This window comes from Rhodovulum visakhapatnamense (assembly GCF_004365965.1).
GTDB classification, from domain to species: domain Bacteria; phylum Pseudomonadota; class Alphaproteobacteria; order Rhodobacterales; family Rhodobacteraceae; genus Rhodovulum; species Rhodovulum visakhapatnamense.
The window spans coordinates 14,033-36,615 of record NZ_SOEB01000005.1 but is presented as its reverse complement, the minus strand read 5'-3'; the positions used below and the strand labels follow the sequence as shown (position 1 = coordinate 36,615).

General features: G+C 66.9%; 27 protein-coding genes. 17 read left to right on the top strand and 10 right to left on the bottom strand.

Going from position 1 to position 22,583, the window contains the following annotated elements; all coding sequences use genetic code 11:
• The 3 genes from rpsK to rplQ all read left to right on the top strand — a co-directional run bounded on the left by rpsK (position 1) and on the right by rplQ (position 2,063).
• On the top strand, positions 1 to 390 hold the full coding sequence (gene rpsK / locus EV657_RS05985; protein WP_075784681.1) for a 30S ribosomal protein S11: 390 nt from the start codon (positions 1 to 3) through the stop codon (positions 388 to 390).
• Positions 391 to 506: 116 nt separating this feature from the next.
• A complete protein-coding gene (locus tag EV657_RS05980) occupies positions 507 to 1,523 on the top strand; it encodes a DNA-directed RNA polymerase subunit alpha (protein WP_075784682.1) in 1,017 nt (338 codons plus the stop codon).
• Positions 1,524 to 1,643: 120 nt separating this feature from the next.
• Positions 1,644 to 2,063, top strand: a complete 420-nt coding sequence (gene rplQ, locus EV657_RS05975) for a 50S ribosomal protein L17 (protein ID WP_075784683.1) — start codon at positions 1,644 to 1,646, stop codon at positions 2,061 to 2,063.
• A 217-nt stretch (positions 2,064 to 2,280) separates the two neighbouring features.
• On the opposite strand, the gene EV657_RS21490 is transcribed toward rplQ, so the two are convergent.
• On the bottom strand, positions 2,281 to 2,448 hold the full coding sequence (locus EV657_RS21490; protein ID WP_166673654.1) for a hypothetical protein: 168 nt from the start codon (positions 2,446 to 2,448) through the stop codon (positions 2,281 to 2,283).
• Positions 2,449 to 2,577: 129 nt separating this feature from the next.
• Between EV657_RS21490 and EV657_RS05970 the strand changes: the two genes are divergently transcribed.
• From EV657_RS05970 to EV657_RS05910, 13 genes are all read left to right on the top strand, one after another.
• A complete protein-coding gene (locus tag EV657_RS05970) occupies positions 2,578 to 3,189 on the top strand; it encodes a helix-turn-helix transcriptional regulator (protein WP_075784684.1) in 612 nt (203 codons plus the stop codon).
• Between the two features lie 54 nt (positions 3,190 to 3,243).
• The gene (locus EV657_RS05965; RefSeq protein ID WP_075784685.1) at positions 3,244 to 3,834 is read left to right on the top strand and encodes an acyl-homoserine-lactone synthase; all 591 of its coding nucleotides are present in this window, start codon (positions 3,244 to 3,246) and stop codon (positions 3,832 to 3,834) included.
• 147 nt (positions 3,835 to 3,981) lie between these two features.
• Positions 3,982 to 5,370: a trypsin-like peptidase domain-containing protein gene (locus EV657_RS05960; protein WP_134077403.1), complete on the top strand. Its 1,389-nt coding sequence runs from the start codon at positions 3,982 to 3,984 to the stop codon at positions 5,368 to 5,370.
• 23 nt (positions 5,371 to 5,393) lie between these two features.
• Entirely contained in the window at positions 5,394 to 6,716 is a 1,323-nt protein-coding gene (locus tag EV657_RS05955) for a replication-associated recombination protein A (protein WP_134077402.1), read from the top strand.
• Positions 6,717 to 6,747: 31 nt separating this feature from the next.
• Positions 6,748 to 7,128 carry a fluoride efflux transporter CrcB gene (gene crcB / locus EV657_RS05950; RefSeq protein ID WP_075784688.1) on the top strand — a complete coding sequence of 127 codons (381 nt, stop codon included), beginning with the start codon at positions 6,748 to 6,750 and terminating at the stop codon, positions 7,126 to 7,128.
• Entirely contained in the window at positions 7,125 to 8,168 is a 1,044-nt protein-coding gene (locus EV657_RS05945; protein ID WP_113669685.1) for an RluA family pseudouridine synthase, read from the top strand. The genes crcB and EV657_RS05945 overlap by 4 nt, the downstream gene beginning before the upstream one ends.
• Complete coding sequence (locus EV657_RS05940; protein ID WP_075784690.1) at positions 8,165 to 8,836, top strand: HAD-IA family hydrolase; 672 nt, start codon at positions 8,165 to 8,167, stop codon at positions 8,834 to 8,836. Before EV657_RS05945 ends, EV657_RS05940 begins: the two co-directional genes overlap by 4 nt.
• On the top strand, positions 8,833 to 9,549 hold the full coding sequence (locus EV657_RS05935; RefSeq protein ID WP_075784691.1) for an ATP12 family chaperone protein: 717 nt from the start codon (positions 8,833 to 8,835) through the stop codon (positions 9,547 to 9,549). Before EV657_RS05940 ends, EV657_RS05935 begins: the two co-directional genes overlap by 4 nt.
• Before the next feature lie 224 nt (positions 9,550 to 9,773).
• Complete coding sequence (locus EV657_RS05930) at positions 9,774 to 10,793, top strand: amino acid ABC transporter substrate-binding protein (protein ID WP_075784692.1); 1,020 nt, start codon at positions 9,774 to 9,776, stop codon at positions 10,791 to 10,793.
• A gap of 140 nt (positions 10,794 to 10,933) precedes the next feature.
• Entirely contained in the window at positions 10,934 to 12,190 is a 1,257-nt protein-coding gene (locus EV657_RS05925) for an amino acid ABC transporter permease (RefSeq protein WP_134077401.1), read from the top strand.
• A 1-nt stretch (position 12,191) separates the two neighbouring features.
• The gene (locus tag EV657_RS05920) at positions 12,192 to 13,508 is read left to right on the top strand and encodes an amino acid ABC transporter permease (RefSeq protein ID WP_134077400.1); all 1,317 of its coding nucleotides are present in this window, start codon (positions 12,192 to 12,194) and stop codon (positions 13,506 to 13,508) included.
• 12 nt (positions 13,509 to 13,520) lie between these two features.
• Complete coding sequence (locus EV657_RS05915; protein ID WP_113669682.1) at positions 13,521 to 14,300, top strand: amino acid ABC transporter ATP-binding protein; 780 nt, start codon at positions 13,521 to 13,523, stop codon at positions 14,298 to 14,300.
• A gap of 241 nt (positions 14,301 to 14,541) precedes the next feature.
• Positions 14,542 to 14,913 carry a 2Fe-2S iron-sulfur cluster-binding protein gene (locus tag EV657_RS05910; protein ID WP_075784696.1) on the top strand — a complete coding sequence of 124 codons (372 nt, stop codon included), beginning with the start codon at positions 14,542 to 14,544 and terminating at the stop codon, positions 14,911 to 14,913.
• 42 nt (positions 14,914 to 14,955) lie between these two features.
• Here EV657_RS05910 and EV657_RS05905 read toward each other — a convergent pair whose 3' ends face one another.
• The gene (locus EV657_RS05905) at positions 14,956 to 15,498 is read right to left on the bottom strand and encodes a SixA phosphatase family protein (protein WP_341800918.1); all 543 of its coding nucleotides are present in this window, start codon (positions 15,496 to 15,498) and stop codon (positions 14,956 to 14,958) included.
• 39 nt (positions 15,499 to 15,537) lie between these two features.
• The gene (gene argB / locus EV657_RS05900; protein ID WP_243627915.1) at positions 15,538 to 16,410 is read right to left on the bottom strand and encodes an acetylglutamate kinase; all 873 of its coding nucleotides are present in this window, start codon (positions 16,408 to 16,410) and stop codon (positions 15,538 to 15,540) included.
• A 115-nt stretch (positions 16,411 to 16,525) separates the two neighbouring features.
• Here argB and EV657_RS05895 point away from each other — a divergent pair, with 115 nt between their 5' ends.
• Positions 16,526 to 17,257, top strand: a complete 732-nt coding sequence (locus EV657_RS05895; protein ID WP_134077399.1) for an SDR family NAD(P)-dependent oxidoreductase — start codon at positions 16,526 to 16,528, stop codon at positions 17,255 to 17,257.
• A gap of 26 nt (positions 17,258 to 17,283) precedes the next feature.
• On the opposite strand, the gene yihA is transcribed toward EV657_RS05895, so the two are convergent.
• The 7 genes from yihA to rpmH form a co-directional block, all read right to left on the bottom strand.
• Positions 17,284 to 17,937, bottom strand: a complete 654-nt coding sequence (gene yihA / locus EV657_RS05890; RefSeq protein ID WP_075784699.1) for a ribosome biogenesis GTP-binding protein YihA/YsxC — start codon at positions 17,935 to 17,937, stop codon at positions 17,284 to 17,286.
• Entirely contained in the window at positions 17,934 to 18,680 is a 747-nt protein-coding gene (locus EV657_RS05885; protein ID WP_113669678.1) for an MOSC domain-containing protein, read from the bottom strand. Before EV657_RS05885 ends, yihA begins: the two co-directional genes overlap by 4 nt.
• Complete coding sequence (yidC, locus tag EV657_RS05880; protein ID WP_134077398.1) at positions 18,677 to 20,527, bottom strand: membrane protein insertase YidC; 1,851 nt, start codon at positions 20,525 to 20,527, stop codon at positions 18,677 to 18,679. Before yidC ends, EV657_RS05885 begins: the two co-directional genes overlap by 4 nt.
• A gap of 242 nt (positions 20,528 to 20,769) precedes the next feature.
• Positions 20,770 to 21,639 (bottom strand): tRNA 2-thiocytidine(32) synthetase TtcA, encoded by an 870-nt coding sequence (gene ttcA / locus EV657_RS05875; protein WP_075784702.1) that lies wholly within the window; start codon positions 21,637 to 21,639, stop codon positions 20,770 to 20,772.
• Positions 21,640 to 21,709: 70 nt separating this feature from the next.
• Positions 21,710 to 21,958: a membrane protein insertion efficiency factor YidD gene (yidD, locus tag EV657_RS05870; protein WP_075784703.1), complete on the bottom strand. Its 249-nt coding sequence runs from the start codon at positions 21,956 to 21,958 to the stop codon at positions 21,710 to 21,712.
• Positions 21,955 to 22,371, bottom strand: coding sequence for a ribonuclease P protein component (rnpA, locus tag EV657_RS05865; RefSeq protein ID WP_134077397.1), 417 nt, complete (start codon positions 22,369 to 22,371; stop codon positions 21,955 to 21,957). Before rnpA ends, yidD begins: the two co-directional genes overlap by 4 nt.
• A gap of 25 nt (positions 22,372 to 22,396) precedes the next feature.
• Positions 22,397 to 22,531, bottom strand: a complete 135-nt coding sequence (gene rpmH / locus EV657_RS05860) for a 50S ribosomal protein L34 (protein WP_075784705.1) — start codon at positions 22,529 to 22,531, stop codon at positions 22,397 to 22,399.
• Between the last annotated feature and the right edge of the window lie 52 nt (positions 22,532 to 22,583).

Genomic DNA, 22,583 nt, shown 5'->3' with positions numbered 1-22,583 from the left:
ATGGCACGCGATAAAACCCGGGTCCGCCGCAAGGAACGCAAGAACATCGCCGCCGGTGTGGCGCATGTGAATTCGTCCTTCAACAACACCAAGATCCTGATCTCGGACGTTCAGGGCAACGCCATCGCCTGGTCGTCGGCCGGGACCATGGGCTTCAAGGGCTCGCGCAAGTCGACCCCCTATGCTGCCCAGATGGCTGCCGAGGATGCCGGCCGCAAGGCTCAGGAACATGGCGTCAAGACGCTCGAAGTCGAAGTGCAGGGCCCCGGTTCGGGCCGTGAAAGCGCGCTGCGCGCGCTGGCTGCCATCGGCTTCAACATCACGTCGATTCGCGACGTGACCCCGATCGCGCATAACGGCTGCCGTCCGCCGAAACGCCGCCGGGTCTGATTTCGTACCTTTCGCTCGGGCTGCGCGGCTTCCGCGTGGCCCGCGCCTGTCTTAATTGACCTCGGGCGTCTGCTGCTTCTGGACATGGGCTGCGGGCAGGAATTGAGGAGACACGCATGATCCACAAGAACTGGCAGGAACTCATCAAGCCGACCCAGCTCGAGATCAAGCCGGGTAACGATCCGGCGCGTCAGGCGACGGTCGTGGCCGAGCCGCTGGAACGCGGCTTCGGGCTGACGCTTGGCAACGCGCTGCGGCGGGTGCTGATGAGCTCGCTGCAGGGGGCGGCCATCACCTCCGTCCAGATTGACAACGTGCTGCATGAGTTCTCGTCGGTGGCCGGGGTCCGCGAGGATGTCACCGACATCGTGCTGAACCTCAAGGGCGTCGCTCTGCGGATGGATGTCGAGGGGCCGAAACGGCTGTCGATCTCGGCCAAGGGGCCGGGCGTCGTCACCGCCGGCGATATCTCGGAAAGCGCCGGGATCGAGGTCCTGAACCGCGACCACGTGGTCTGCCACCTCGATGACGGGGCCGACCTGTTCATGGAACTGACCGTGAACACCGGCAAGGGCTATGTCGCTGCCGACAAGAACCGGCCCGAAGACGCGCCGATCGGTCTGATCCCGATCGATGCGATCTATTCGCCGGTCAAGAAGGTCGCCTACGACGTCCAGCCAACCCGCGAGGGCCAGGTGCTGGACTATGACAAGCTGACCCTGAAGATCGAGACCGACGGGTCGGTCACGCCGGACGACGCCGTGGCTTTCGCCGCGCGCATCCTGCAGGACCAGCTGTCGATCTTCGTCAACTTCGACGAGCCGGAATCGGCCAGCCGCGAGTCGGACGATGACGGGCTCGAGTTCAACCCGCTTCTGCTGAAGAAGGTGGATGAACTGGAACTGTCGGTCCGCTCGGCGAACTGTCTGAAGAACGACAATATCGTCTATATCGGCGACCTCATTCAGAAGACCGAGGCCGAGATGCTGCGGACCCCGAACTTCGGCCGCAAGTCGCTGAACGAGATCAAGGAAGTGCTGTCCGGCATGGGCCTGCACCTTGGCATGGATGTCGAGGAATGGCCGCCGGAAAACATCGAGGAACTGGCGAAGAAATTCGAGGACCAGTTCTGAGGCGCCTCGTTCGCGCCGGGCGGCAGGTTCGCCCGGCGTGCAAGACCCGGGCAATTCCGCCCCAAGGAGAGCGGCCCCAAACGCAGGACCGCCAGACAAAGCAAAACATAGGAGTTTGAAATGCGTCACGCCCGCGGCTATCGCCGCCTCAACCGGACCCACGAACACCGCAAGGCGCTGTTCGCCAACATGGCCGGCTCGCTGATCGAGCACGAGCAGATCAAGACGACGCTGCCCAAGGCCAAGGAACTCAAGCGGATTGCCGACAAGCTGATCACGCTTGGCAAGCGCGGCGACCTGCATGCCCGCCGTCAGGCCGCGGCCCGTCTCAAGCAGGACGCCCATGTGGCGAAACTCTTCGAGGTGCTCGGCCCGCGCTATGCCGAACGCAATGGCGGCTATGTCCGCGTGCTGAAAGCCGGTTTCCGCTATGGCGACATGGCCCCGATGGCCATCGTCGAATTCGTGGACCGCGATCTCGACGCCAAGGGCCTTGCGGACCGCGCCCGGCTGGAAGCCGAAGAGACAGCCGAAGACTGAGCTCTTCCCGGCCCGCCGGGCCGGCCCGCCTCGCGCGGGCCCAGGCGGGCCGACACCGGCGCATCGGAAACGACGCACCGGAAGTGAAGCATCGGAAAAGCGACCGGGACTTCTTCGGGAAAGCCGGAAAACCCTGGAAAAACACGGGGCCCAGCCTTTCGGCAGGGCCCCTTCGTTTTCGTTCCCTTGGACCCACGCCCCCCCAGGCGCCATGATCTCAGGCCGCGTTACGGCGGCCCTTGGGTTCGCCCGAGCGCTCTTGCGCCGTCGGGCCAGCATTCTCGATGCGCGCAACCGCGTCATCGAGCAGGGATCGAAGCTGGGCATCCTCCACCTGTGCCGAGCCCGCATATTCCAGGATCTCGGTCCGAACGGGTGTCGGCAAGCGCATGACACGATTGAACAAACCAGGATGCATTGCCCGCACTGATTGCTCCGACAGACTCAAAAAAACTATACGTAACCGACGCCAATTTACGGTTGACTGGCATCGAGGCAACTTGTCTAAAAAGCCATGTTCGAAAAGTCGGTGTTCGATCGGGAACTGCGGACCCTCGATGCGCTTGCGCCTCAGGGATACAATATCGGCTTGCATATCCGCTTTACATCCCCGTTGCTCGCATTCCAGACGTATGCGCCAGAGTGGCTGGCGCGTTATACCGAACATGGCTACCTCCTGCGCGACCCGTCGGTCGCCTGGGGCTTCTCAACCACCGGCGCGACACGGTGGAGCAATGACAACATTCCCGACCCGTTCGGCATTTTCGTCGATGCCGCGCGGTTCGGTCTCAAGTACGGCGTTACGATCTCCTGGGGGCCGATAACCTCCAGAACCATTGCGAGTGTGGCAAGAGCAGATCGGGAATTCGAGGATAGCGAGATCGCCCAGATCGAAGCCCTCGTGCGTCGTCTCCACGACATGACCGAGCCACCGCAAGAGCTTACCAAGGCTCAGATCGATGCGCTGAAATGCATTGCGGATGGCGATCGCCATGCAGCTGCGGCCTGCAAGCTGGGAATCTCCGAAAGTGCACTCAAGGCCAGACTGTCCTCTGCGCGACAGAGGCTGATGGCACGCACGACGGCCGAAGCGATTCAGCGCGCAAAAGACTACAGACTGCTTTGAACGCAGTCGCCCTCCGCACGGTTCTTACCCACCACCACCCTGCAGGAGGCACCTATGCAGACCACGACTCTCTCCTTTGAAAATCTACACAACCATGGCGAGCTTTTTGCGAACATGCTTCGCGCAAGGCGCGATCTGTTCATCGAACGCAACAAGTGGGACCTGCCCGAGGCCATGGGCATGGAATACGACCAGTACGACACCCCCGCCAGCCGCTGGGTCGTCGTGCATGACGATCTGGGCCAGGTTCTGGCCGGCAACCGGCTGACCCCCACCACGGCGCGCTGCGGGATCTATTCCTACATGATCCGCGATGCGCAGAAGGGGCTTCTGGACACGATCCCGTCGCATCTTCTTCACGACGAGGCTCCGGTCGGCGAAACCGTCTGGGAAAGCTCGCGCTGCTTCGTGACCCAGAAGGTGCCGCTGCATCTGCGCCGGCCGATCTACTTCAACCTGGTGCAGGAGCTGGCCCGCGCCGCCCGAAGCCTCGGCGCGACCCAGTGCCTGGCGCTTCTGAATGCCAACTGGCCGCTCTGGAACAAGCGCGTGGGCATCGACATGACCGCGATGGGGCCGGTGATGGAAATCGACGGGATCCGGAACCAGGTGATCTCGATGAACTTCGCCGCCAACCTTCACTAGACCCTCCGGACCGGTGAGGGGGCCGGGGCGCGCATCCGCAAGGGGCGCCCCGGCCCGACCCGGGTCCTGTCCCGGTCCCGGCGGCCGTTGAACTTATGCGCGTGGGGCCGCATATGATCGGCCATGCCGCCGATCCGGAGCCGTCCGATGACCCGATTTGTCACCTGTCTCTGTCTTGCCCTGACCGCCGCGCCCCTGTGGGCCGAGACCCGCGCGCCCGGCAGCCGCGCCGAGATCCAATTGAGCTTTGCCCCGGTGGTGCGCGAGGCCGCCCCGGCGGTGGTCAACGTCTTCACCAGCCGCACGGTCGCCGACGTGCCGACGCCCTTCGCGGCCGATCCCTTCTTTTCCGATCTCTTCCGCAATTTCGGCCGCGCCCAGCCCCGGGTCGAGAACGCGCTGGGATCGGGGGTGATCGTGTCGCCCGACGGGATGGTCGTGTCGAACTACCATGTCGTGGGCCGCGCGGATCAGATCCGGGTCGTTCTGGCCGACCGCCGCGAATTCGACGCGCAGGTGCTGCTGGCCGATGAAGAGGCCGATCTGGCCGTCCTTCAGTTGACTGGCGCCCGCGATCTGCCCTCGCTGCCCTTGCGCGATTCCGACGAGATCGAGGTCGGCGATCTGGTGCTGGCCATCGGCAACCCCTTCGGGATCGGTCAGACCGTCAGTTCGGGCATCGTCTCGGGGCTCGCCCGCTCGGGGCTCTCGATCGGCGGCGGGCGCGGCTATTTCATCCAGACCGACGCGGCGATCAACCCGGGCAATTCCGGCGGCGCGCTGGTCGACATGGCCGGGCGGCTCGTCGGCATCAATACCGCGATCCTGTCGCGTTCGGGCGGGTCGAACGGCATCGGCTTCGCGATTCCCGCCAATCTGGTCTCGCGCTTCATCGAGCAGGCCCAGACCGGCGCGCGCCGGTTCCAGCGGCCCTGGGCGGGGCTTTCCGGCCAGCCGGTCGATGCGGGCCTGGCCGAGGCGCTGGGGATGGACACGCCGCGCGGCGTCGTGCTGAGCAAGCTGCATCCCGAAAGCCCGTTCCGCGCGGCAGGGCTGGGCGTCGGCGATGTGGTGCTGACGCTGGGCGGCGATCCGGTCAACACCCCGCAAGAGATGCTGTTCCGCCTCTCGGCCGAGGGCGTGGGGCGCCAGATCGAGGTCAGCTATCTGCATCAGGGCGATGGGCGGCCCCGCACCGCCCGCGTCGATCTGATCGCCCCGCCCGAGACGCCGCCGCGCGACCCGCTGACGGTGCGCGGGCAAGGGGTGCTGGCGGGGCTGTCGGTCGTGAACCTCAATCCCGCCGTGCTGCAGGAAAACGGCCTGCCCTCGGGGCTTGCGGGCGTTCTGGTCACCGATCCCGGCTCGGTCGGCGGCCGCGTCGGGCTGGCGCCCGGCGACATCCTGCTGCAGATCAACGACCGCCCCGTCGCCACCACCGCGGATGTGGCGCGGGCCGCGCGCGAGGGCGGGCGCAGCTGGTATGTCGAATATCTTCGGGGCGGGCGGCGCAGCGTCTTGCGCTTCCGTGTCTGACGGGTTCGGCGTAGGCTCCGCCGATGGCTGACCTTTTCGACCAGACCCCCAAGACCGCGCCCGGCCGGACCGGCGCCGGGCCGCGCCCGCTGGCCGACCGGCTGCGGCCGCGACGGCTGGCCGAGGTAATCGGGCAGGACCATGTGTTGGGGCCCGAGGCGCCGCTGGGGGTGATGCTGGCCTCGGGCACGTTGTCGTCGCTGATCTTCTGGGGGCCGCCCGGCGTCGGCAAGACCACCATCGCCCGGCTGCTGGCGGACGAAACCGACCTGTCCTTCGTGCAGATCAGCGCGATTTTCTCGGGGGTGGCCGATCTGAAGAAGGTGTTCGAGGCGGCGCGGCTGCGACATGAGAACGGGCAGGGGACGCTTCTGTTCGTCGACGAGATCCACCGTTTCAACAAGGCCCAGCAGGACGGGTTTCTGCCGCATATGGAGGATGGAACGATCCTTCTGGTGGGGGCCACGACCGAAAACCCAAGCTTCGAGCTGAACGCGGCGCTGCTGTCCCGGGCGCAGGTGCTGGTGCTGGAACGGCTCGCCCCCGTGCATCTGGAGCTGCTGGCGCAGCGCGCCGAACACGAGATCGGCCGCCCGCTGCCCCTGACCGGCGAGGCCCGGGACGAGCTGATCGCCATGGCCGACGGCGACGGGCGCGCGCTTCTGAACCTGATCGAGCAGGTCATGGCCTGGAAGGTGACGGGGCCTCTCGCGCCCGCGGATCTGGCGCGGCGGCTGCAGAAGCGGGCTGCGCAATACGACAAAAGCGGCGACGGCCATTACAACCTGATTTCCGCGCTGCACAAGTCGGTGCGCGGATCGGACCCCGATGCCGCGCTTTACTGGCTGACCCGGATGCTGGAGGGCGGCGAAGACCCGCGCTTTCTGGCCCGCCGCATCACCCGCATGAGCATCGAGGATATCGGCCTTGCCGATCCGCAGGCCCAGACGATCTGCCTGGATGCCTGGTCGGTCTATGAACGGCTGGGCTCGCCCGAGGGCGAACTGGCGCTGGCGCAGGCGGTGATCTATCTCGCGCTCGCGCCGAAATCGAACGCGGGCTACAGCGCCTACAAGGCGGCGCGGCAGGCGGCGCAGAAGACGGGGTCGGAACCTCCGCCCAAGCATATCCTGAACGCGCCGACCCGGCTGATGAAGGACCAGGGCTATGGTGCGGGCTATCAGTACGACCACGAAGCCGAGGATGGCTTTTCGGGCCAGAACTACTTTCCCGAAAGCATGCGGCGCGGCGTCTACTACACGCCCGTCGAACGCGGTTTCGAACGCGAGCTGAAACGGCGGCTGGACTATTTCTCAAAGCTCCGCGACCGGCGGCAGGACAGTTGACAAGCCCGCGCGGCGGCGCGATGGGAAGCCCATGACTGGCGCGACACTCCTGCAAGTCGCCCTCGGGGGCGCAATCGGCTCCGTTGGCCGCTATCTGTCCGGCGTGGCGATGACCTCGCTTCTGGGGCGCGGCTTTCCCTGGGGCACGATCTTCGTCAATATCCTTGGCTCGTTCCTGATGGGGGTGCTGATCGTGGTTCTGGCCAAAAAGGGCGGCACGCCCTACGCGCCCTTCTTCCAGATCGGCCTGCTGGGCGGGTTCACCACCTTCTCGTCCTTCTCGCTGGATGCGCTGACGCTTTACGAACGCGGCCAGGCCGAACTGGCGATGGCCTATGTGGCCGGGTCGCTGATCTTGTCGCTGGGGGCCATCGCGCTGGCCTTCTGGCTGATGCGGAGTGTTCTGGCATGAGCGGTGTGCAGACCCTGACCGTGGCCCCCGGCGATGGCGACCAGCGGCTCGACCGCTGGTTCCGGCGGCAGTTTCCCCATGTTTCGCAGGGGCGCATCGAAAAGCTCTGCCGCAAGGGCGAGATCCGGGTCGATGGCGGCCGGGTCAAGCCCGCCACCCGGCTCGAGGCGGGCCAGAAGGTGCGGGTGCCGCCGCTGCCCGATCCGGGCGAGGTCGAGGCCGCGCCCAAGCCCAAGGTCTCGGACGCCGATGCAGAGATGATCCGCAGCTGCGTGATCTTCCGCGACGCCCATATCATCGCGCTGAACAAGCCGCCGGGCCTGCCGGTGCAAGGCGGCAGCGGGCAGGCGCGCCATGTCGACGGCATGGGCGAGGCGCTGCGCTTCGGCTATGACGAGAACCCGCGCCTCGTGCACCGGCTCGACCGCGACACCTCGGGCGTGCTGATCCTCGCGCGGACCCGCGCCATCGCCAAGGACCTGACCGCCGCCTTCCGCGCCCGCGAGACCCGCAAGATCTACTGGGCCGTGGTGGCGGGCGTGCCGCATCCGCGGATGGGCACGATCCGCTTCGGGCTGGTCAAGGCGCCGGGGCACGGCTCGGGCGGCGAGGGCGAAAAGATGCTGTGCATCCATCCCGCCAAGGTCGACCAGACCGAGGGCGCCAAGCGCGCCACCTCGGATTACGCGGTGCTGTCGGCGCTGGGGACGCGGGCCAGCTGGTGCGCGCTTGTGCCGGTGACGGGGCGCACCCATCAGTTGCGCGCGCATATGGCCGAGATCGGGCATCCTATCGTCGGCGACGGCAAATATGGCGGCTCGGGGCAGGAAAACCTGGGCGAGGGCTGGGGCGCGCAGCTGGGCGGCGAGATCAGCCGCAAGCTGCATCTGCATGCCCGCCACCTGTCGCTGACCCATCCTGTGACCGGGGCGCATCTGAAACTGACCGCACCGCTGCCGCCGCATATGAAGCGCACCTGGGACATGCTCGGCTGGTCCGAGGCCGACGTGCCGACCGACCCGTTCGAGGATCTGGAATGACCGCGCGCCGCCTTGCCCTTTTCGATGTCGACGGCACCCTTGTCGACAGTCAGGCCCATATCGCCGGCGCGATGGCGGCGGCCTTTGCCGCCGAGGGCCTGCCGCTGCCCCCCCCGCACGAGGTGCTTGGCGTCGTCGGCCTGTCGCTGCCGCTGGCGCTGGCGGCGCTGGCGCCCGATGCGTCCGCCGAGCGGCTCGACCGCATGGTCGAGGCCTACCGGCAGCAGTTCTTCGCGCTCAGGGTCGGGCAGGCGGCCTCGCCGCTTTTCCCTGGCGCGCGCGAGGCGCTGGCCCTGCTGGCCGGTGTCGAGGGGCTGGAGCTGGGCATTGCCACCGGCAAGTCCCGGCGCGGGCTCGACGCGATCCTAAAGGCGCATGGGCTGGCCGGACAGTTCGCCACCCGGCAGGTGTCGGACGACCATCCCTCGAAGCCGCATCCCTCGATGGTGCTGGCCGCGCTGGCCGAGACCGGGGTCGCGCCCGACCGGGCGGTGATGATCGGCGACACCGAATTCGACATGGAAATGGGCCGCGCGGCCGGTGTTCGCACCCTGGCCGTGGCCTGGGGCTATCACCCGGCCGACCGTCTGGGGGCGGCGGACGCGGTGGTCGAGCGCTTTGCCGACCTGCCCGCGGCGGTGCTGGCGCTGGTGGGAGAGACGGCATGACCGAATGGGCGCTCAAACGGTTCTGGACCCAGGCGGGCATCGACGCGGCCGAAGGCGGCTTTGCGGTGCTGCTGGACGGGCGTCCGGTCAAGACCCCGGCCAAGATGCCGCTGGTGGTGCCGACCCGCGCCATGGCCGAGGCCATCGCGCTTGAATGGGACGCGCAGGACGATCAGGTTGCGCCGCTGAGCATGCCGGTCACCCGGGCCGCCAATGCCGCCATCGACAAGGTGCGTGTGCAGCGGGCAGAGGTGGCCGAGCTGATCGCCGCCTATGGCGAAAGCGATCTTCTGTGTCACCGCGCCGAGAATCCGCCCGCGCTGGCCCACCGTCAGGCGGCGGCATGGGACCCCTTGCTGGCCTGGGCGGCCGAGGCGCTGGGCGCGCCGCTGACCCCCACGGCGGGGGTGATTCCGATGCGTCAGCCCGCCGAGAGCCTGGCACGGCTCCGGGCCCGCGTCGCCGGTTTCGACCCGTTCGAGCTGACCGCGCTGCACGATCTGGTCGGGCTCTCGGGGTCGCTGGTGATCGGGCTGGCCGCCGCCGAGGCGGTCGAGACCCCCGAACGGTTGTGGGATCTGTCACGGATCGACGAGACCTGGCAGGAAGAGCAATGGGGCAGCGATGCCGAGGCCGCCGAGGTCGCGGCCGCCCGGCGGCGCGACTTCCTGCAGGCCCGGCATTTCCTCGATCTGTCCCGGGCATCGCGCTGATGCCGCCGGGGTGATCCCGGCTGCCTAAATACTGTGCAAGCCGCAATGGTCGCAGCCCTGCCCGCCGGGGAAAGCGGGGGGACCCCCTGTGCCCTTGACCTGATGGCGGTATTTTGCCCAAACTTGAGGCGCTGAGGGGCTGGGATCTCTCATAGCCACGCCCCTGCCCGCCGGGGGGGAAATATAAGCCGTCTGAACGGACGGATATTCAGGAAGAGGTAAACATGAAGAAATCCGTTATTCTTGGCGCGCTGACCGTAGCCGCCTGCGCCGCGGGTGCGGCGGGAGCGGCGACCCTCGACGACGTCAAGGCGCGCGGCAAGCTGAACTGCGGCACCAACACGGGCCTTGTCGGGTTCGCCGCGCCGGATGCCAACGGCGACTGGCAGGGCTTCGACGTGGCGGTGTGCCGCGCGGTGGCCGCCGCCGTGCTGGGGGATTCCTCGGCCGTCGAATTCGTGCCCACCACCGGCAAGACCCGCTTTACCGCCCTGGCCTCAGGCGAGATCGACATGCTGGTGCGCAACACCACCTGGACCTTCTCGCGCGATGTCGACCTCAAGTTCACCTTTGTCGGCGTGAACTATTATGACGGTCAGGGCTTCATGGTGCCGAAGGCGCTGGGCGTCAGCTCGGCCAAGGAACTCGACGGCGCCACCGTCTGCATCCAGACCGGCACCACGACCGAGCTGAACCTCGCGGACTTCTTCCGCGTGAACAACATCACCTACGAGCCGGTGCCGATCGAGACCAACGAACAGGCGCAGCAGCAATATCTGGCCGGCGCCTGCGACGTCTACACCACCGACGCCTCGGGGCTGGCCGCGACGCGCGCCACCTTCGAGGACCCGACCGCGCATGTGGTCCTGCCCGAGATCATCTCGAAAGAGCCGCTGGGTCCGCTGGTGCGCCATGGCGACGACGAATGGGCCGACATCGTCCGCTGGACGCTGAACGCGCTGATCGCCGCCGAGGAATACGGCGTGACCTCGGCCAATATCGACGAACTGGCGGCGGCGCCGACCACCAACCCGGAAATCAACCGTCTGCTCGGCACCGAGGGCACCCTTGGCGAAATGCTGGGCCTGCCGGCCGACTGGGCGGTGAAGGCGATCAAGGCGGGCGGCAACTACGGCGAGCTGTTCGAGAAATACATCGGTCAAAACACCCCCATCGGCCTGGCGCGCGGGCTGAACGCGCAGTGGACCGATGGCGGGCTGATGTACGCGCCGCCGTTCCGGTAAGACCAGACTTCGAAGGGCGCGGCACCAGACCGCGCCCTTCGCCTATCTGGACCAAGAACAAGAAAACCCCGGAGGGACGCGGCCGCAACGGTCCGCGCAGGATATCCTTTTGCCGGGAGGGAGCCACAGGGAGCGCCCGCATGACCAGCTATCCGGACGTACCGCGCGAGACGTTCCGTCTGCGCATGTTGATCTTCGATACCCGCTACCGATCGCTCACCATCCAGGTGGTCGCACTGATCGCCTTCATGCTGCTGGTGGCCTGGATCGTCAGCAACACCGTGCAGAACCTCGCCAATATGGGCAAGCCCATCGACTTCGGCTTTCTGACGGGCGCGGCGCAATACGACATCAACCAGACCCTCATCGAGTATACCAACCGCGACAGCCATCTGAGGGCCGCCTTCGTCGGGCTTCTCAACACGCTGCTGGTGGCGGTCCTTGGCTGCGCGCTGGCCACGGTGCTTGGCGTCGTGATCGGCGTGCTGCGGCTGTCGCGCAACTGGCTCGTGGCGCGGCTGATGACGGTCTATGTCGAGATGTTCCGCAACGTGCCGGTGCTGCTGTGGATCGTGTTCTTCATGGCGATCCTGATCGAGACGCTGCCGCCGCCGAACGCCTTCCGGGGCGAGGATGCCACCGCCTCGATGCTTCTGGGCGACAGCGTGGCGCTGACCAATCGCGGCGTCTACGTCCCCGAGCCGCTGTTTTCGCGCAGCCTCGGCGATCTGCCGGTCTTCGGCGCTTTCAATATCAGTCTGGACCTGATCGCCATTCTCGCGGTGCTTGGGGCGGGGCTCTTCGTTTCCGCAAAGATCCGGGCGCGGGCGGATCGGGTCCAGAACGCCACCGGGCTGAGGCCCACCACCTGGTATCTGCGCCTCGGCGTGGTCGCCGTGCCGGTGCTGGTTATGCTGGTCGCACTGGGCTTTCACCTCGGCTATCCGGAACTCAAGGGCTTCAACTTCCGCGGCGGGGTCTACATGCGGAACTCGCTGATCGCGCTCTGGCTGGCGCTCAGCTTCTACACGGCCGCCTTCATCGCCGAAATCGTCCGGGGCGGCATCCTGGCCATCTCGAAGGGTCAGTCCGAGGCCGCGGCGGCGCTGGGGCTCCGGCCGAACCGGATCATGTCGCTGGTGATCCTGCCGCAGGCGCTCAGGGTCATCATCCCGCCGCTGATCTCGCAATACCTGAACCTGACCAAGAACTCGTCCCTGGCGATCGCGGTCGGCTACATGGACATCACCGGTACGCTGGGCGGCATCACCATGAACCAGACCGGGCGCGAGCTTGAATGCGTGCTGATGCTGATGCTGGTCTATCTTGCGATCTCGCTGGCGATCTCGATGGGGATGAACTGGTACAATACCCGGGTCAGGCTGGTGGAGCGGTAGGATGAGCGGAACCCATGCCCATAGCGCCGCCTTCGTCCGCGACGCGATGCTGCCCCAGGAACCGCCGCCGGCGACCTCGGTGGGCGCGCTCGGCTGGCTGCGGCAGAACCTCTTTTCGTCCTGGCTGAACGCCATCCTGACGGTGCTGTCGCTGGCCCTGATCGGCTACGTGCTGGCGGCGATCCTGCCCTGGATCTTCCAGTCCAGCTGGTCGGCCGGGTCGCTGGCCGAATGCCGCGACCAGATCAAGGCCGCCTACGGTTCCGAGGCCAGCGGCGCCTGCTGGGCAGTGATCCGCGAACGCTGGCTGCAGCTGATCTTCGGCTTCTACCCGTCCGAGCTGTACTGGAGGCCGATCCTTGGCTTCGCCCTGGCGCTGGCGGGGATGGCGCCGGTCCTGTTCACCGGCCTGCCGCGCAAGATGCTGTACCTGTCATTGGCGGCGCCGTTCGTCGTGCCCTGGCTTCTGTGGGGCGGCACCGTCTGGCTGCCGGTCTCGGTCGCGCTGGGCTTCGTTCTGGGCTATGCGGCCCAGCGCATCGTCGCGCCGCTTGCGGGCGGCCTCCTCGGGGCGGTTGTGGCGGGGCTGCTGCCGGTCCTGTGGTGGTTTCTGCTGGCGGGGCCCTTCGCGACCCTGCTGCACCAGATCGGGCCGCTCGGGATCGAGCCCGTGAGCAGCCGCAACTTCGGCGGCTTCATGCTGTCGATCACCATCGGGCTGACCGCCATCGCCCTGTCGCTGCCCATCGGCGTCCTGCTGGCGCTGGGGCGGCAGTCCGACCTCTTCATCCTGCGCGCGATCTGCGTGGGCTTCATCGAGCTGATCCGCGGCGTGCCGCTGATCACCCTGCTGTTCGTGGCGTCGCTGCTGCTGAACTACTTCATGCCGCCGGGGACCAATTTCGACATCATCCTCCGGGTCATCATCATGGTGACGCTGTTTGCCTCGGCCTATATGGCCGAAGTGATCCGCGGCGGGCTGGCGGCGCTGCCAAAGGGCCAGTACGAGGCGGCCGACGCGCTGGGGCTCGACTACTGGAAGGCGCAGCGGCTGGTCGTCATGCCGCAGGCGCTGAAGATCTCGATCCCCGGGATCGTCTCGACCTTCATCGGCGTCTTCAAGGACACGACGCTGGTGTCGATCATCGGGCTGCTCGACCCGGTCGGCTTCTCGAACTCGATCCGGGCCGACGTCAACTGGAACGGCATCGTCTGGGAGCTTTACGGCTTCATCGCGCTGATGTTCTTCGTCTTCTGTTTTTCCATGTCCCGCTACTCGATGTATCTGGAGCGCAAGCTCCGGACCGAGCACCGCTGAGGAGGTCCATCCATGTCTGACACTGCCATCGACCGGTCCAGGCTGACCGTTTCGGACGAGGTCGCGATCCAGATCCTCGGCATGAACAAGTGGTACGGGGCGTTCCACGTCCTGCGCGACATCAACCTGACCATCAACAAGGGCGAACGGATCGTCGTTTGCGGCCCCTCGGGGTCGGGCAAGTCGACCCTGATCCGCTGCATCAACCGGCTGGAGGAACACCAGTCGGGCAAGATCATCGTCGACGGGATCGAATTGACCAATGACCTCAAGCATATCGACCAGGTCCGGTCCGAGGTCGGGATGGTGTTCCAGCACTTCAACCTGTTCCCGCATCTGACGATCCTGGAAAACTGCACCCTTGCCCCGATCTGGGTCCGGAAGGTGCCGAGGAAGGAAGCGGTGGAAACCGCCATGTACTACCTCGAGAAGGTCAAGATCCCGGAACAGGCGAACAAGTATCCCGGTCAGCTGTCGGGCGGCCAGCAGCAGCGGGTCGCCATCGCGCGCTCGCTCTGCATGCGGCCCAACATCATGCTCTTCGACGAACCGACCTCGGCGCTCGATCCCGAGATGATCAAGGAGGTGCTCGACACCATGATCCAGCTGGCCGAAGAGGGAATGACGATGATCTGCGTCACCCACGAGATGGGCTTTGCCCGGCAGGTGGCGAACCGGGTGATCTTCATGGATCAGGGCCAGGTGGTCGAACAGAACGAACCCGAGGCCTTCTTCAACAACCCGCGCTCCGACCGGACCAAACTGTTCCTCAGCCAGATCCTCGGGCACTGATAGCCCGTCGATTGCGATTTTTCCGCGACTGGCGCCCGGGCCTGCCCGGGCGCCCTTGTCGTCTTTGGCGGGGGCGATGTCGGATTTCCCCCACTTTGGCGCGGCGAGTGCCGCGAAAGCCGGGTCACGCGCTGGCATGAATGCTGCTTCCCCAAGGGTGGAGACGCGCACACGGTTCGAACCAACCATCAGCCGTCCGGGCCTTCGGGTGCGGGCGGCCCCAGCCAAGGGATCTAGCGACATGGCGATCATCACCTTCTCCTCCCCCTTGATGCACAAGGACAAGGCCGTTTACGGCGTGGCGGGAGATACCAAGACCATCCTGGCTCTGGCCGAGGACAACCGGATTCCGATCCCCTTCGACTGCCGGGACGGAAATTGCGGCTCGTGCCTGATCGAGGTCACCTATGACAACCCCGACCAGAAGAAGGCGATCATGCTGACCGACAAGGAAAAGCAGAAGCTGAAGGATCTGGGCAAGCTGACCCAGGAGGAAATCGAGGATGCCGAAGTGCGGGACATGCCGCCGCGCTATCGCTTGGCCTGCCAGTTCATCGCCCGCGACGAGGATGTGACCGTGACCTTCAGCGGAACGCCCGGCGGCGCCGACTAGGCCGAAGACCGGCCCGCGGGCGCGACCGGCCGCGCCCGCGGGTCAGGGCATAAGCTGCTTGGGGGTGATGAAGTCGATCATCCGCCCGGTGCCGAACTCGATCTCGGTCCAGTCGGCGGCGTCGAAATCGGCGACCAGCGTGGCGCAGGTGGGAAAGCTGGCAAAGCGCTGTGCGTCGGGCGGGCCGTCCAGCAGCCGCGCCGCGAAATCGGCGATGCCGGGATTGTGGCCCAGCATCAGCACCGGCGAGGCCGCGCAATTGTTCAGGGCCTCCAGCATCCGTTCGGCAGGGGCGTGGTAAAGCCCGGGATCGCGCCGCATCACCGTCGATTCGCCCAGCACCGGCGCCATCCGGTCCCAGGTTTCCAGTGTGCGGCGGGCGGTCGAGCTGACCACTTCGGCGGGCACATGCCCGCGCTCGGCCAGCCATTGGCCGACCTTCGGCGCCGCCTCGCGGCCACGCGGGTTGAGCGGGCGGTCGTGATCGTCCTCGCTCGGGTCGTCCCAACTCGATTTCGCGTGTCGGACGAGGATCAGGCGCAAACTCATCGGCAGGCCGCTTTGCTTGTCGCGGGTCGGGCGCATCCTGTCACAGCTCTGCTCTCCCGGCCAGCGCGTTCGGCGTCAGGGACGCGGCGCGCGGATCAGCGACCCCGCCCCGTGATCGGTGAAAAGCTCCAGCAGGCAGGCATTGGGCGCGCGCCCGTCGAGGATCACCACCGCGCGCACACCGCCCTCGATGGCCGTCAATGCGGTTTCGGTCTTGGGGATCATCCCGCCCGCAATCACGCCCGAGGCGGTCATCTCGCGGATATGATCGGGGGTCAGTTCGGTCACAACATCGCCCGCCGCGTTCTTGACCCCGGCCACATCGGTCAACAGCAGCAGCCGGTCGGCCTTCAGCGCCGCGGCGATGGCGCCGGCCGCAGTGTCGCCGTTGATGTTGAAGGTCTCGCCCTCGCGCCCCGCGCCCAGCGGCGCCACGACCGGGATCATCCCGGCCTCGAACAACTGGCGCAGCACCAGCGGATTGACCTCAGACGGCGTGCCGACGAAGCCCAGGGCCGGGTCGGTCTGGTCGCAGACGATCAGCCCCGCATCCTTGCCCGACAGTCCGACCGCCTTGCCGCCCTGGTCGTTGATCGCCTGCACGATCCGCTTGTTGACGCGGCCCGACAGCACCATCTCGACCACCTCGACGGTGGCGGCATCGGTCACCCGCTTGCCCTTGACGAATTCGGACACGACACCGAGCTTGGCCAGCATCTCGTTGATCATCGGCCCGCCGCCATGCACCACCACCGGGTTCACGCCAACCTGGCGCATCAGCACCACGTCGCGGGCAAAGCTTTCCATCTCGGCGTCGTCGCCCATGGCGTGACCGCCGAACTTGATGACGACGATGGCGCCGGTATAGCGCTGAAGATAGGGCAGCGCCTCGGACAGGGTCCGGGCGGTGGCGATCCAGTCGCGATTCATGGCCGTCTGTTTTCTCATCCTGCGGGTCCGTCTGCTGAACTTCTGTTAGCGCCTGCGCGTCCGCAGGCCAAGGGCGATTGTCTTTTGGCGCACCGGGCTTACGTTCAGCACTCCGCAGAACGGGAAGGGTGCGATGGAACAGAGGGTAATGTTGCTGACCGGGGCGAGCCGGGGCATCGGGCATGCGACGGTCAAGCGCTTTTCGGCCGAAGGCTGGCGGGTCCTGACCTGTTCGCGGCATCCCTTCGACCCGCGCTGTCCCTGGCCCGGCGGGTCCGAGAACCATATCCAGATCGATCTGGCCGAGCCCGCCATGACCAAGCGCGCCATCGAGGTGGTGCGCGGCAAGCTGGCCGATGGCAAGCTGCACGCGCTGGTCAACAATGCCGGGATCTCGCCCAAGACCGAAGAGGGCGGGCGGCTGAACACGCTGGACACCGACATGCGGACCTGGGGGCAGGTCTTCAACGTGAACTTCTTCGCCTCGATCGTGCTGGCGCGCGGTCTGCAGGACGAACTGGCCGCCGCCAAGGGCGCCATCGTCAACGTCACCTCGATCGCGGGCAGCCGGGTGCACCCTTTCGCGGGCGCGGCCTATGCGACATCCAAGGCGGCGCTGGCGGCGCTGACCCGCGAGATGGCCCATGATTTCGGCCCGCTCGGCGTCCGGGTGAATGCCATCGCGCCCGGAGAGGTCGAGACCTCGATCCTGAGCCCCGGCACCGATAAGATCGTCGAGGGCCTGCCGCTGCGCCGTCTGGGCCAGCCCGACGAAGTGGCCAGCGTGATCCATTTCCTCTGTTCGGAGGATGCAAGCTACGTCACCGGCGCCGAGATCGAGGTGAACGCGGGCCAGCACGTCTGAGCAGGCCCAAGGACGCGCCGCCGGCCCTAGCCGATACCCTCGATCACCGCGCGCAAGGTGGCGATCCCGTCGCCCTTCTCGGACGAGGTCAGCAGGATCTCGGGGAAGGCGGCGGGGTGGCGCGCCAGCGCGCCCCGGACCTGGGTCAGGACCGCGTCGCGGTCGGCGGCCTTCACCTTGTCGGCCTTGGTCAGCACCGTCTGGAAGGTCACCGCGGCGCCGTCGAGCAGCTTCATGATCTCGTCGTCGACCGCCTTCACCCCGTGCCGCGCGTCGATCAGCACGAAGGCGCGGCGCAGCGTCTGCCGTCCGGCCAGATAGGACTTCAGCAGGCGTTGCCATTTCTCGACGATCTTCACCGGCGCCTCGGCATAGCCATAGCCCGGCAGGTCGACCAGGTAATGGCTGTCGCCCAGGGTGAAGTAGTTGATCTCCTGCGTCCGCCCCGGCGTGTTCGAGGCCCGCGCCAGCCCCTTGCGCCCGGTCAGCGCGTTGATGAGGCTCGACTTGCCGACATTGGACCGCCCGGCAAAGCACAGCTCGGGCCGGTCGGCGGGCGGCAGCCCGTCCATCGCAACGACGCCCTTCAGGAACTCGACGGGCCCCGCGAAAAGCTTGCGCCCGCGTTCGGCGGCCTCGGCATCGGGTTCGGGCGTCAGGGGGAAGGGAAGGGGTGTCATAGCGCCTCCACAGCGTCGCCAAGGGCCACGCGGCCGCCCTCGATCACCTCGGCATAGACGCCGAATTGCTTGTGCCCCCAGCCGGTCTGCAGCGCGCCCAGCGTGTCGGCGTCGCGTTCGCCGGTTTCGGGGTTGGCGGCGGTCGCCAGACAGCGGGTGATGCGCTCGCGCACCTCGATCACCGCCCGGCCCAGCCGCACCTTCTGTCCGACCCAGTCGAACTCGGCAAAGGGGGCAAGCCCCTCGATCCAGAAATTCCCGCGAAAGCGCAGCGGCGACAGGCTCTGGCCAACCTTTTCCGACAGCGCTTCGAGCGAGGCGAGCCCCAGGAGGCTGATCGAGGGAAAGGCGCTGTCGGTCATGCCGCGCCCCGGCGCCCGGACGATCCGGGCCGAGGCGGCGCGGTCCCCGGGCATCAGCGGGCGGACCCAGTCGATCAGGGCCGCGCCCTCGTGGTCGGGAGAAAAGGTCAGATCGGGCCGGGCGGGATGGGTCAGGGTCACGTGCCCGGCCGCCTCGTCCAGCCGCGCGCCGATGGCCATCAGCTGCGGCGCCTTCGCCCCGCGCGAGAAATTCGCGCAGGGCGCCCAGCCGGTTCCGTCTGCCCGCGACGCCTCGTGCGCCACGGCCCAGGTGCGGTCCCAGGGCAGGGTCCGGCCGGCCTGAAGATCCACCGCCTCCAGCGCCTCGGCGCCGTGGCCCTTGATCGGGTGGCGATAGATCCGGGCCAGCCGTGCCGTCATTTGTGCTCCGGTTCCGGCTTCTTCTTGCGGAAGCTCGACCGGATATTGCCCAGCACGTCGGGGTGATACCCGTGGATGCGCATGATCGCATATTGCTGGATGAAGGTGATCGTGTTGTTGCAGATCCAGTACAGCACCAGCCCGCTGGCGAAGTTGCCCAGCATGAACATGAACACCCAGGGCAGCCAGGCAAAGACCATGGCCTGCGTCGGATCCGTGGGCGTCGGGTTCAGCTTCTGCTGCAGCCACATCGAGATCCCCAGCAGGATCGGCAGCACACCCAGCGACAGGATCGCAAGGAACGAGCCCGGCTCCGGCGGCGCATAGGGCAGCAGGCCGAACAGGTTCAGGATCGAGGACGGATCGGGCGCCGACAGGTCGTGGATCCAGCCGATCCAGGGCGCGTGGCGCAGCTCGATGGTGACGAAGATCACCTTGTAGAGCGAGAAGAAGATCGGGATCTGCACGAAGAGCGGCAGACAGCCCGCGGCGGGGTTGACCTGCTCTTTCTTGTAGAGCGCCATCATCTCTTGCTGCAGCTTCTGGCGGTCGTCGCCGCAGCGCTCCTTCAGCTCTTCCATCTTGGGCTGAAGTTCCTTCATCTTCGCCATCGAGCTGTAGGACTTGTAGGCCAGCGGCAGCACGACGGCCTTGATGATGACGGTCAGCAGGATGATCGACCAGCCCATCGAGCCCGGCACGCCCAGACCCGACATCGCCCCGTTCAGCCAGTGCAGCACACGGAAGATCGGCTTGGTGAAGAAGAAGAACCAGCCCCAGTCGATCGAGTCGATGAAGCGGAAGATGCCGTCATCGGTCTGGTAATGGTGGATCGTCTCCCATTCCTTGGCGCCCGCGAACAGCATGGTCGAGGTGCCCTCGGTCGCACCGGCCGCGACGGTCACGACCGGCAGCCGCGCCTCGACCTGATAGATGTCGGGGCCCGAGACGTATTTCGCGACCGAGGTGAAGGGCTGACCGGGTTCCGGGATCAGCGTGGTCATCCAGTACTTGTCGGTGAAACCGATCCAGCCGTTCTCCTGAACGCCGGTGACCTCGGCATTGGCCCCTTCGCGCTCGACATAATCCATGTCGGGCATCTTCTTGTACTTGATCTCTTCCAGTTCCTCGTCGGTCTGCCGGACGACACCCTCGTGCAGGATGTAGAACCGGCTGCCCTCGGGCTGGCCATGACGCGCGACGATGCCATAGGGGGCCAGGCGCACCGCGCCGCCGGTGGCGTTCTCGACGCTTTGCGCGACGGTGAACATGTAGTTCTCGTCGATGCTGATGGTGCGGTGGAAGGTCAGGCCCTTGCCATTGTCCCAATGCATCGAGACGGGGCTTTCGACGGTCAGCGTGTCGCTGCCGTCAAGCGTCCAGAGCGTGTTGGCGCCGGGCACGTCCTCATAGCCCAGATCGCCCGCGGGCGCCCAGCCGTAAAGCGCGTAATAGGGCCGTTCGGTCCCGACCGGCTCCAGCAGCGACACCAGCGGCGAGTCCGGATCGAGCGTCTCGTGATAGCCTTTCAGCGACAGCCGGTCGATGCGCCCGCCCAGCAGCGAGATCGACCCGGTCAGGCGCGGCGTCTCGATCGAAAGCCGGGGCGCCTCCGAGGCCAGCGAGGGCGCGGCGGTCTCGGGCGTGGCGGCCGCGCCGGTGCCCGGGGCCGCGGGCGGAGCGGCGGCGACGTCCGGCGTCGTGCCATTGTCGGTCGCGGTCGTCGTCGCGACGGCCGGTTCCTCGCTCGGGGTCTGCTGTTCGGGCGGGAACAGCAGGAACCACCCGAGGATCACCAGAAAGCTGAGCGCCGTTGCGAGAATGAGATTCTTGTTCTGATCGTCCATGGCAGACCGCCACCCCGTCCTTTTAAAGGTGTGGGTGCTTCAACAGATTGAGGCCGGGGAGGTCAAGTCGTTTTGCCGACGCACAGGGGCTGGGCCGGGACGGCGCGGGCCTGCGCCCTGCCTCGTCCCGGCGGATCGCCCGGTGCGGGCATCCTCTGGGGGTATCCGGACCGGGAAGAAGGCAGCGCGTTCTTCTTCTTGGATAAAATACCCGATACGCAACCCAGGCAAGGGGCGGGCCGTCAGGGGTCCGGCGCCTCCCCGGGCAAGGCGCCGGGCGTCCCGGCCGCCGGACGCGCCAGCGCCGCGAAATCGAACAGCGCCGGGTCAAGCAGATGTGAGGGCCGCACATGCATCAGCGCGCGGAACATCTTCTGGCGGCGCCCGGGATGGTTCGCCTCCCACTGGTCGAGCATCGCCTTGACCTGCATCCGCTGCAGCCCGTCCTGGCTGCCGCACAGATTGCAGGGGATCACCGGATAGCTCATCGCCTGCGCGAAGCGCGCACAATCGGCCTCGGCGACATGGGCGAGCGGGCGGTAGACGAACAGATCGCCCTCCTCGTTCACAAGTTTCGGCGGCATCGTCGCCAGCCGCCCGCCATGGAAGAGGTTCAGCAGGAAGGTCTCGAGAATGTCGTCGCGGTGATGGCCCAGCACCACGGCCGAACAGCCCTCCTCGCGGGCGATCCGGTAGAGGTTGCCGCGGCGGAGGCGCGAGCACAAGGCGCAATAGGTGCGCCCCTCGGGGATCTTGTCCATGACGATGGAATAGGTGTCCTGATACTCGATCCGGTGCGGCACGCCCATCTTCGTCAGGAACTCGGGCAGCACCGTCGCCGGAAAGCCCGGCTGGCCCTGGTCGAGATTGCAGGCCAGCAGCTCGACCGGCAGCAGCCCGCGCCATTTCAGCTCGTGGAGTGCGGCCAGCAGTGTAAAGCTGTCCTTGCCGCCCGACAGGCAGACCAGCCAGCGCGCGCCCCGCTCGATCATCCCGTACTGTTCGATGGCTTCGCGGGTGTCGCGAATGATCCGCTTGCGCAGCTTCTTGAACTCGGTGGTCGAGGGCGCGCCGTAAAACAGCGGGTGGATATCGTCGGGCTCGTCGAACATGGCGCAGCCTATGCCAGATCGCCCGCCGTCGGGGAAGGGGAAAGGCGCGGCCCCGGAGCGCGGCCCGCCGTCAGCCCTCTGGCGGCGGCTCGCCAGGTTTTGGCGGCACCGGGTCGTAGCCGCAGCCGCCCCAGGGATTGCAGCGCAGGATCCGCCATAGCGCCAGCGCGCCGCCGCGCAGCGCGCCGTGCCGTTCCAGCGCCTCCAGCGCATAGGCCGAACAAGTCGGCTGATAGCGGCAGTTGAACCCGATCCAGGGCGACAGCACCAGCCGGTAGGCCCGGATCGGCAGGGCAAAGAGGCGCGCGAGCGGGCTCATGGCGCGTCGGCATGCAGCCGGTCGAGGGCGCGGCGCAGATCGGCGCGAAGCGCCTCGAACGGGCGGGTCGCGGTCGCGTCGGGGCGGCCGATCAACACGTAATCCCAGCCCGGGCGGCCATGCTGCGGCAGCTCGGCCCGGGCGATTTCGCGCAACCGGCGCTTGGCGCGGTTGCGGGCGACGGCATTGCCGACCTTCTTGGAGCAGGTAAAGCCTATCCGGATGCCGCCCCCGGGCGCCTCCTCCCGGCGCCGCGCCTGCAGCGTGAAGGCCGGGGCCGACTGCCGCCGGGCGCGCGCGGCCAGCAGGAAGTCGGCGCGCTTGGACAGCACCGTCAGGCATGACGAAACCGCCGGGGACGCTTCGGAACGCTCCGGCATGTCGGAGGCCCCGCCCATCCCCGGCGGTGTCATGTCTTGGTCGCCGTCAGGCGTGGTCTCAGGCGCACAGACGCTTGCGGCCACGGGCACGGCGGGCGTTCAGGATCTTCTGGCCGCCTTTGGTGGCCATGCGGGCCCGGAAGCCGTGACGCTTCTTGCGGACCAGGTTCGAAGGTTGATAGGTGCGTTTCATCGCGCGTCGCTCCGTCGAGATGGACCCAAACCGCGTGCGGATTCGAAGGCCC

Coding starts and splice junctions, on each gene's coding strand:
- rpsK (WP_075784681.1), top strand. CDS start 1: ATGGCACGCGATAAAACCCGGGTCCGCCGCAAGGAACGCAAGAACATC.
- EV657_RS05980 (WP_075784682.1), top strand. CDS start 507: ATGATCCACAAGAACTGGCAGGAACTCATCAAGCCGACCCAGCTCGAG.
- rplQ (WP_075784683.1), top strand. CDS start 1,644: ATGCGTCACGCCCGCGGCTATCGCCGCCTCAACCGGACCCACGAACAC.
- EV657_RS05970 (WP_075784684.1), top strand. CDS start 2,578: ATGTTCGAAAAGTCGGTGTTCGATCGGGAACTGCGGACCCTCGATGCG.
- EV657_RS05965 (WP_075784685.1), top strand. CDS start 3,244: ATGCAGACCACGACTCTCTCCTTTGAAAATCTACACAACCATGGCGAG.
- EV657_RS05960 (WP_134077403.1), top strand. CDS start 3,982: ATGACCCGATTTGTCACCTGTCTCTGTCTTGCCCTGACCGCCGCGCCC.
- EV657_RS05955 (WP_134077402.1), top strand. CDS start 5,394: ATGGCTGACCTTTTCGACCAGACCCCCAAGACCGCGCCCGGCCGGACC.
- crcB (WP_075784688.1), top strand. CDS start 6,748: ATGACTGGCGCGACACTCCTGCAAGTCGCCCTCGGGGGCGCAATCGGC.
- EV657_RS05945 (WP_113669685.1), top strand. CDS start 7,125: ATGAGCGGTGTGCAGACCCTGACCGTGGCCCCCGGCGATGGCGACCAG.
- EV657_RS05940 (WP_075784690.1), top strand. CDS start 8,165: ATGACCGCGCGCCGCCTTGCCCTTTTCGATGTCGACGGCACCCTTGTC.
- EV657_RS05935 (WP_075784691.1), top strand. CDS start 8,833: ATGACCGAATGGGCGCTCAAACGGTTCTGGACCCAGGCGGGCATCGAC.
- EV657_RS05930 (WP_075784692.1), top strand. CDS start 9,774: ATGAAGAAATCCGTTATTCTTGGCGCGCTGACCGTAGCCGCCTGCGCC.
- EV657_RS05925 (WP_134077401.1), top strand. CDS start 10,934: ATGACCAGCTATCCGGACGTACCGCGCGAGACGTTCCGTCTGCGCATG.
- EV657_RS05920 (WP_134077400.1), top strand. CDS start 12,192: ATGAGCGGAACCCATGCCCATAGCGCCGCCTTCGTCCGCGACGCGATG.
- EV657_RS05915 (WP_113669682.1), top strand. CDS start 13,521: ATGTCTGACACTGCCATCGACCGGTCCAGGCTGACCGTTTCGGACGAG.
- EV657_RS05910 (WP_075784696.1), top strand. CDS start 14,542: ATGGCGATCATCACCTTCTCCTCCCCCTTGATGCACAAGGACAAGGCC.
- EV657_RS05905 (WP_341800918.1), bottom strand. CDS start 15,498: ATGCGCCCGACCCGCGACAAGCAAAGCGGCCTGCCGATGAGTTTGCGC.
- argB (WP_243627915.1), bottom strand. CDS start 16,410: ATGAGAAAACAGACGGCCATGAATCGCGACTGGATCGCCACCGCCCGG.
- EV657_RS05895 (WP_134077399.1), top strand. CDS start 16,526: ATGGAACAGAGGGTAATGTTGCTGACCGGGGCGAGCCGGGGCATCGGG.
- yihA (WP_075784699.1), bottom strand. CDS start 17,937: ATGACACCCCTTCCCTTCCCCCTGACGCCCGAACCCGATGCCGAGGCC.
- EV657_RS05885 (WP_113669678.1), bottom strand. CDS start 18,680: ATGACGGCACGGCTGGCCCGGATCTATCGCCACCCGATCAAGGGCCAC.
- yidC (WP_134077398.1), bottom strand. CDS start 20,527: ATGGACGATCAGAACAAGAATCTCATTCTCGCAACGGCGCTCAGCTTT.
- ttcA (WP_075784702.1), bottom strand. CDS start 21,639: ATGTTCGACGAGCCCGACGATATCCACCCGCTGTTTTACGGCGCGCCC.
- yidD (WP_075784703.1), bottom strand. CDS start 21,958: ATGAGCCCGCTCGCGCGCCTCTTTGCCCTGCCGATCCGGGCCTACCGG.
- rnpA (WP_134077397.1), bottom strand. CDS start 22,371: ATGACACCGCCGGGGATGGGCGGGGCCTCCGACATGCCGGAGCGTTCC.
- rpmH (WP_075784705.1), bottom strand. CDS start 22,531: ATGAAACGCACCTATCAACCTTCGAACCTGGTCCGCAAGAAGCGTCAC.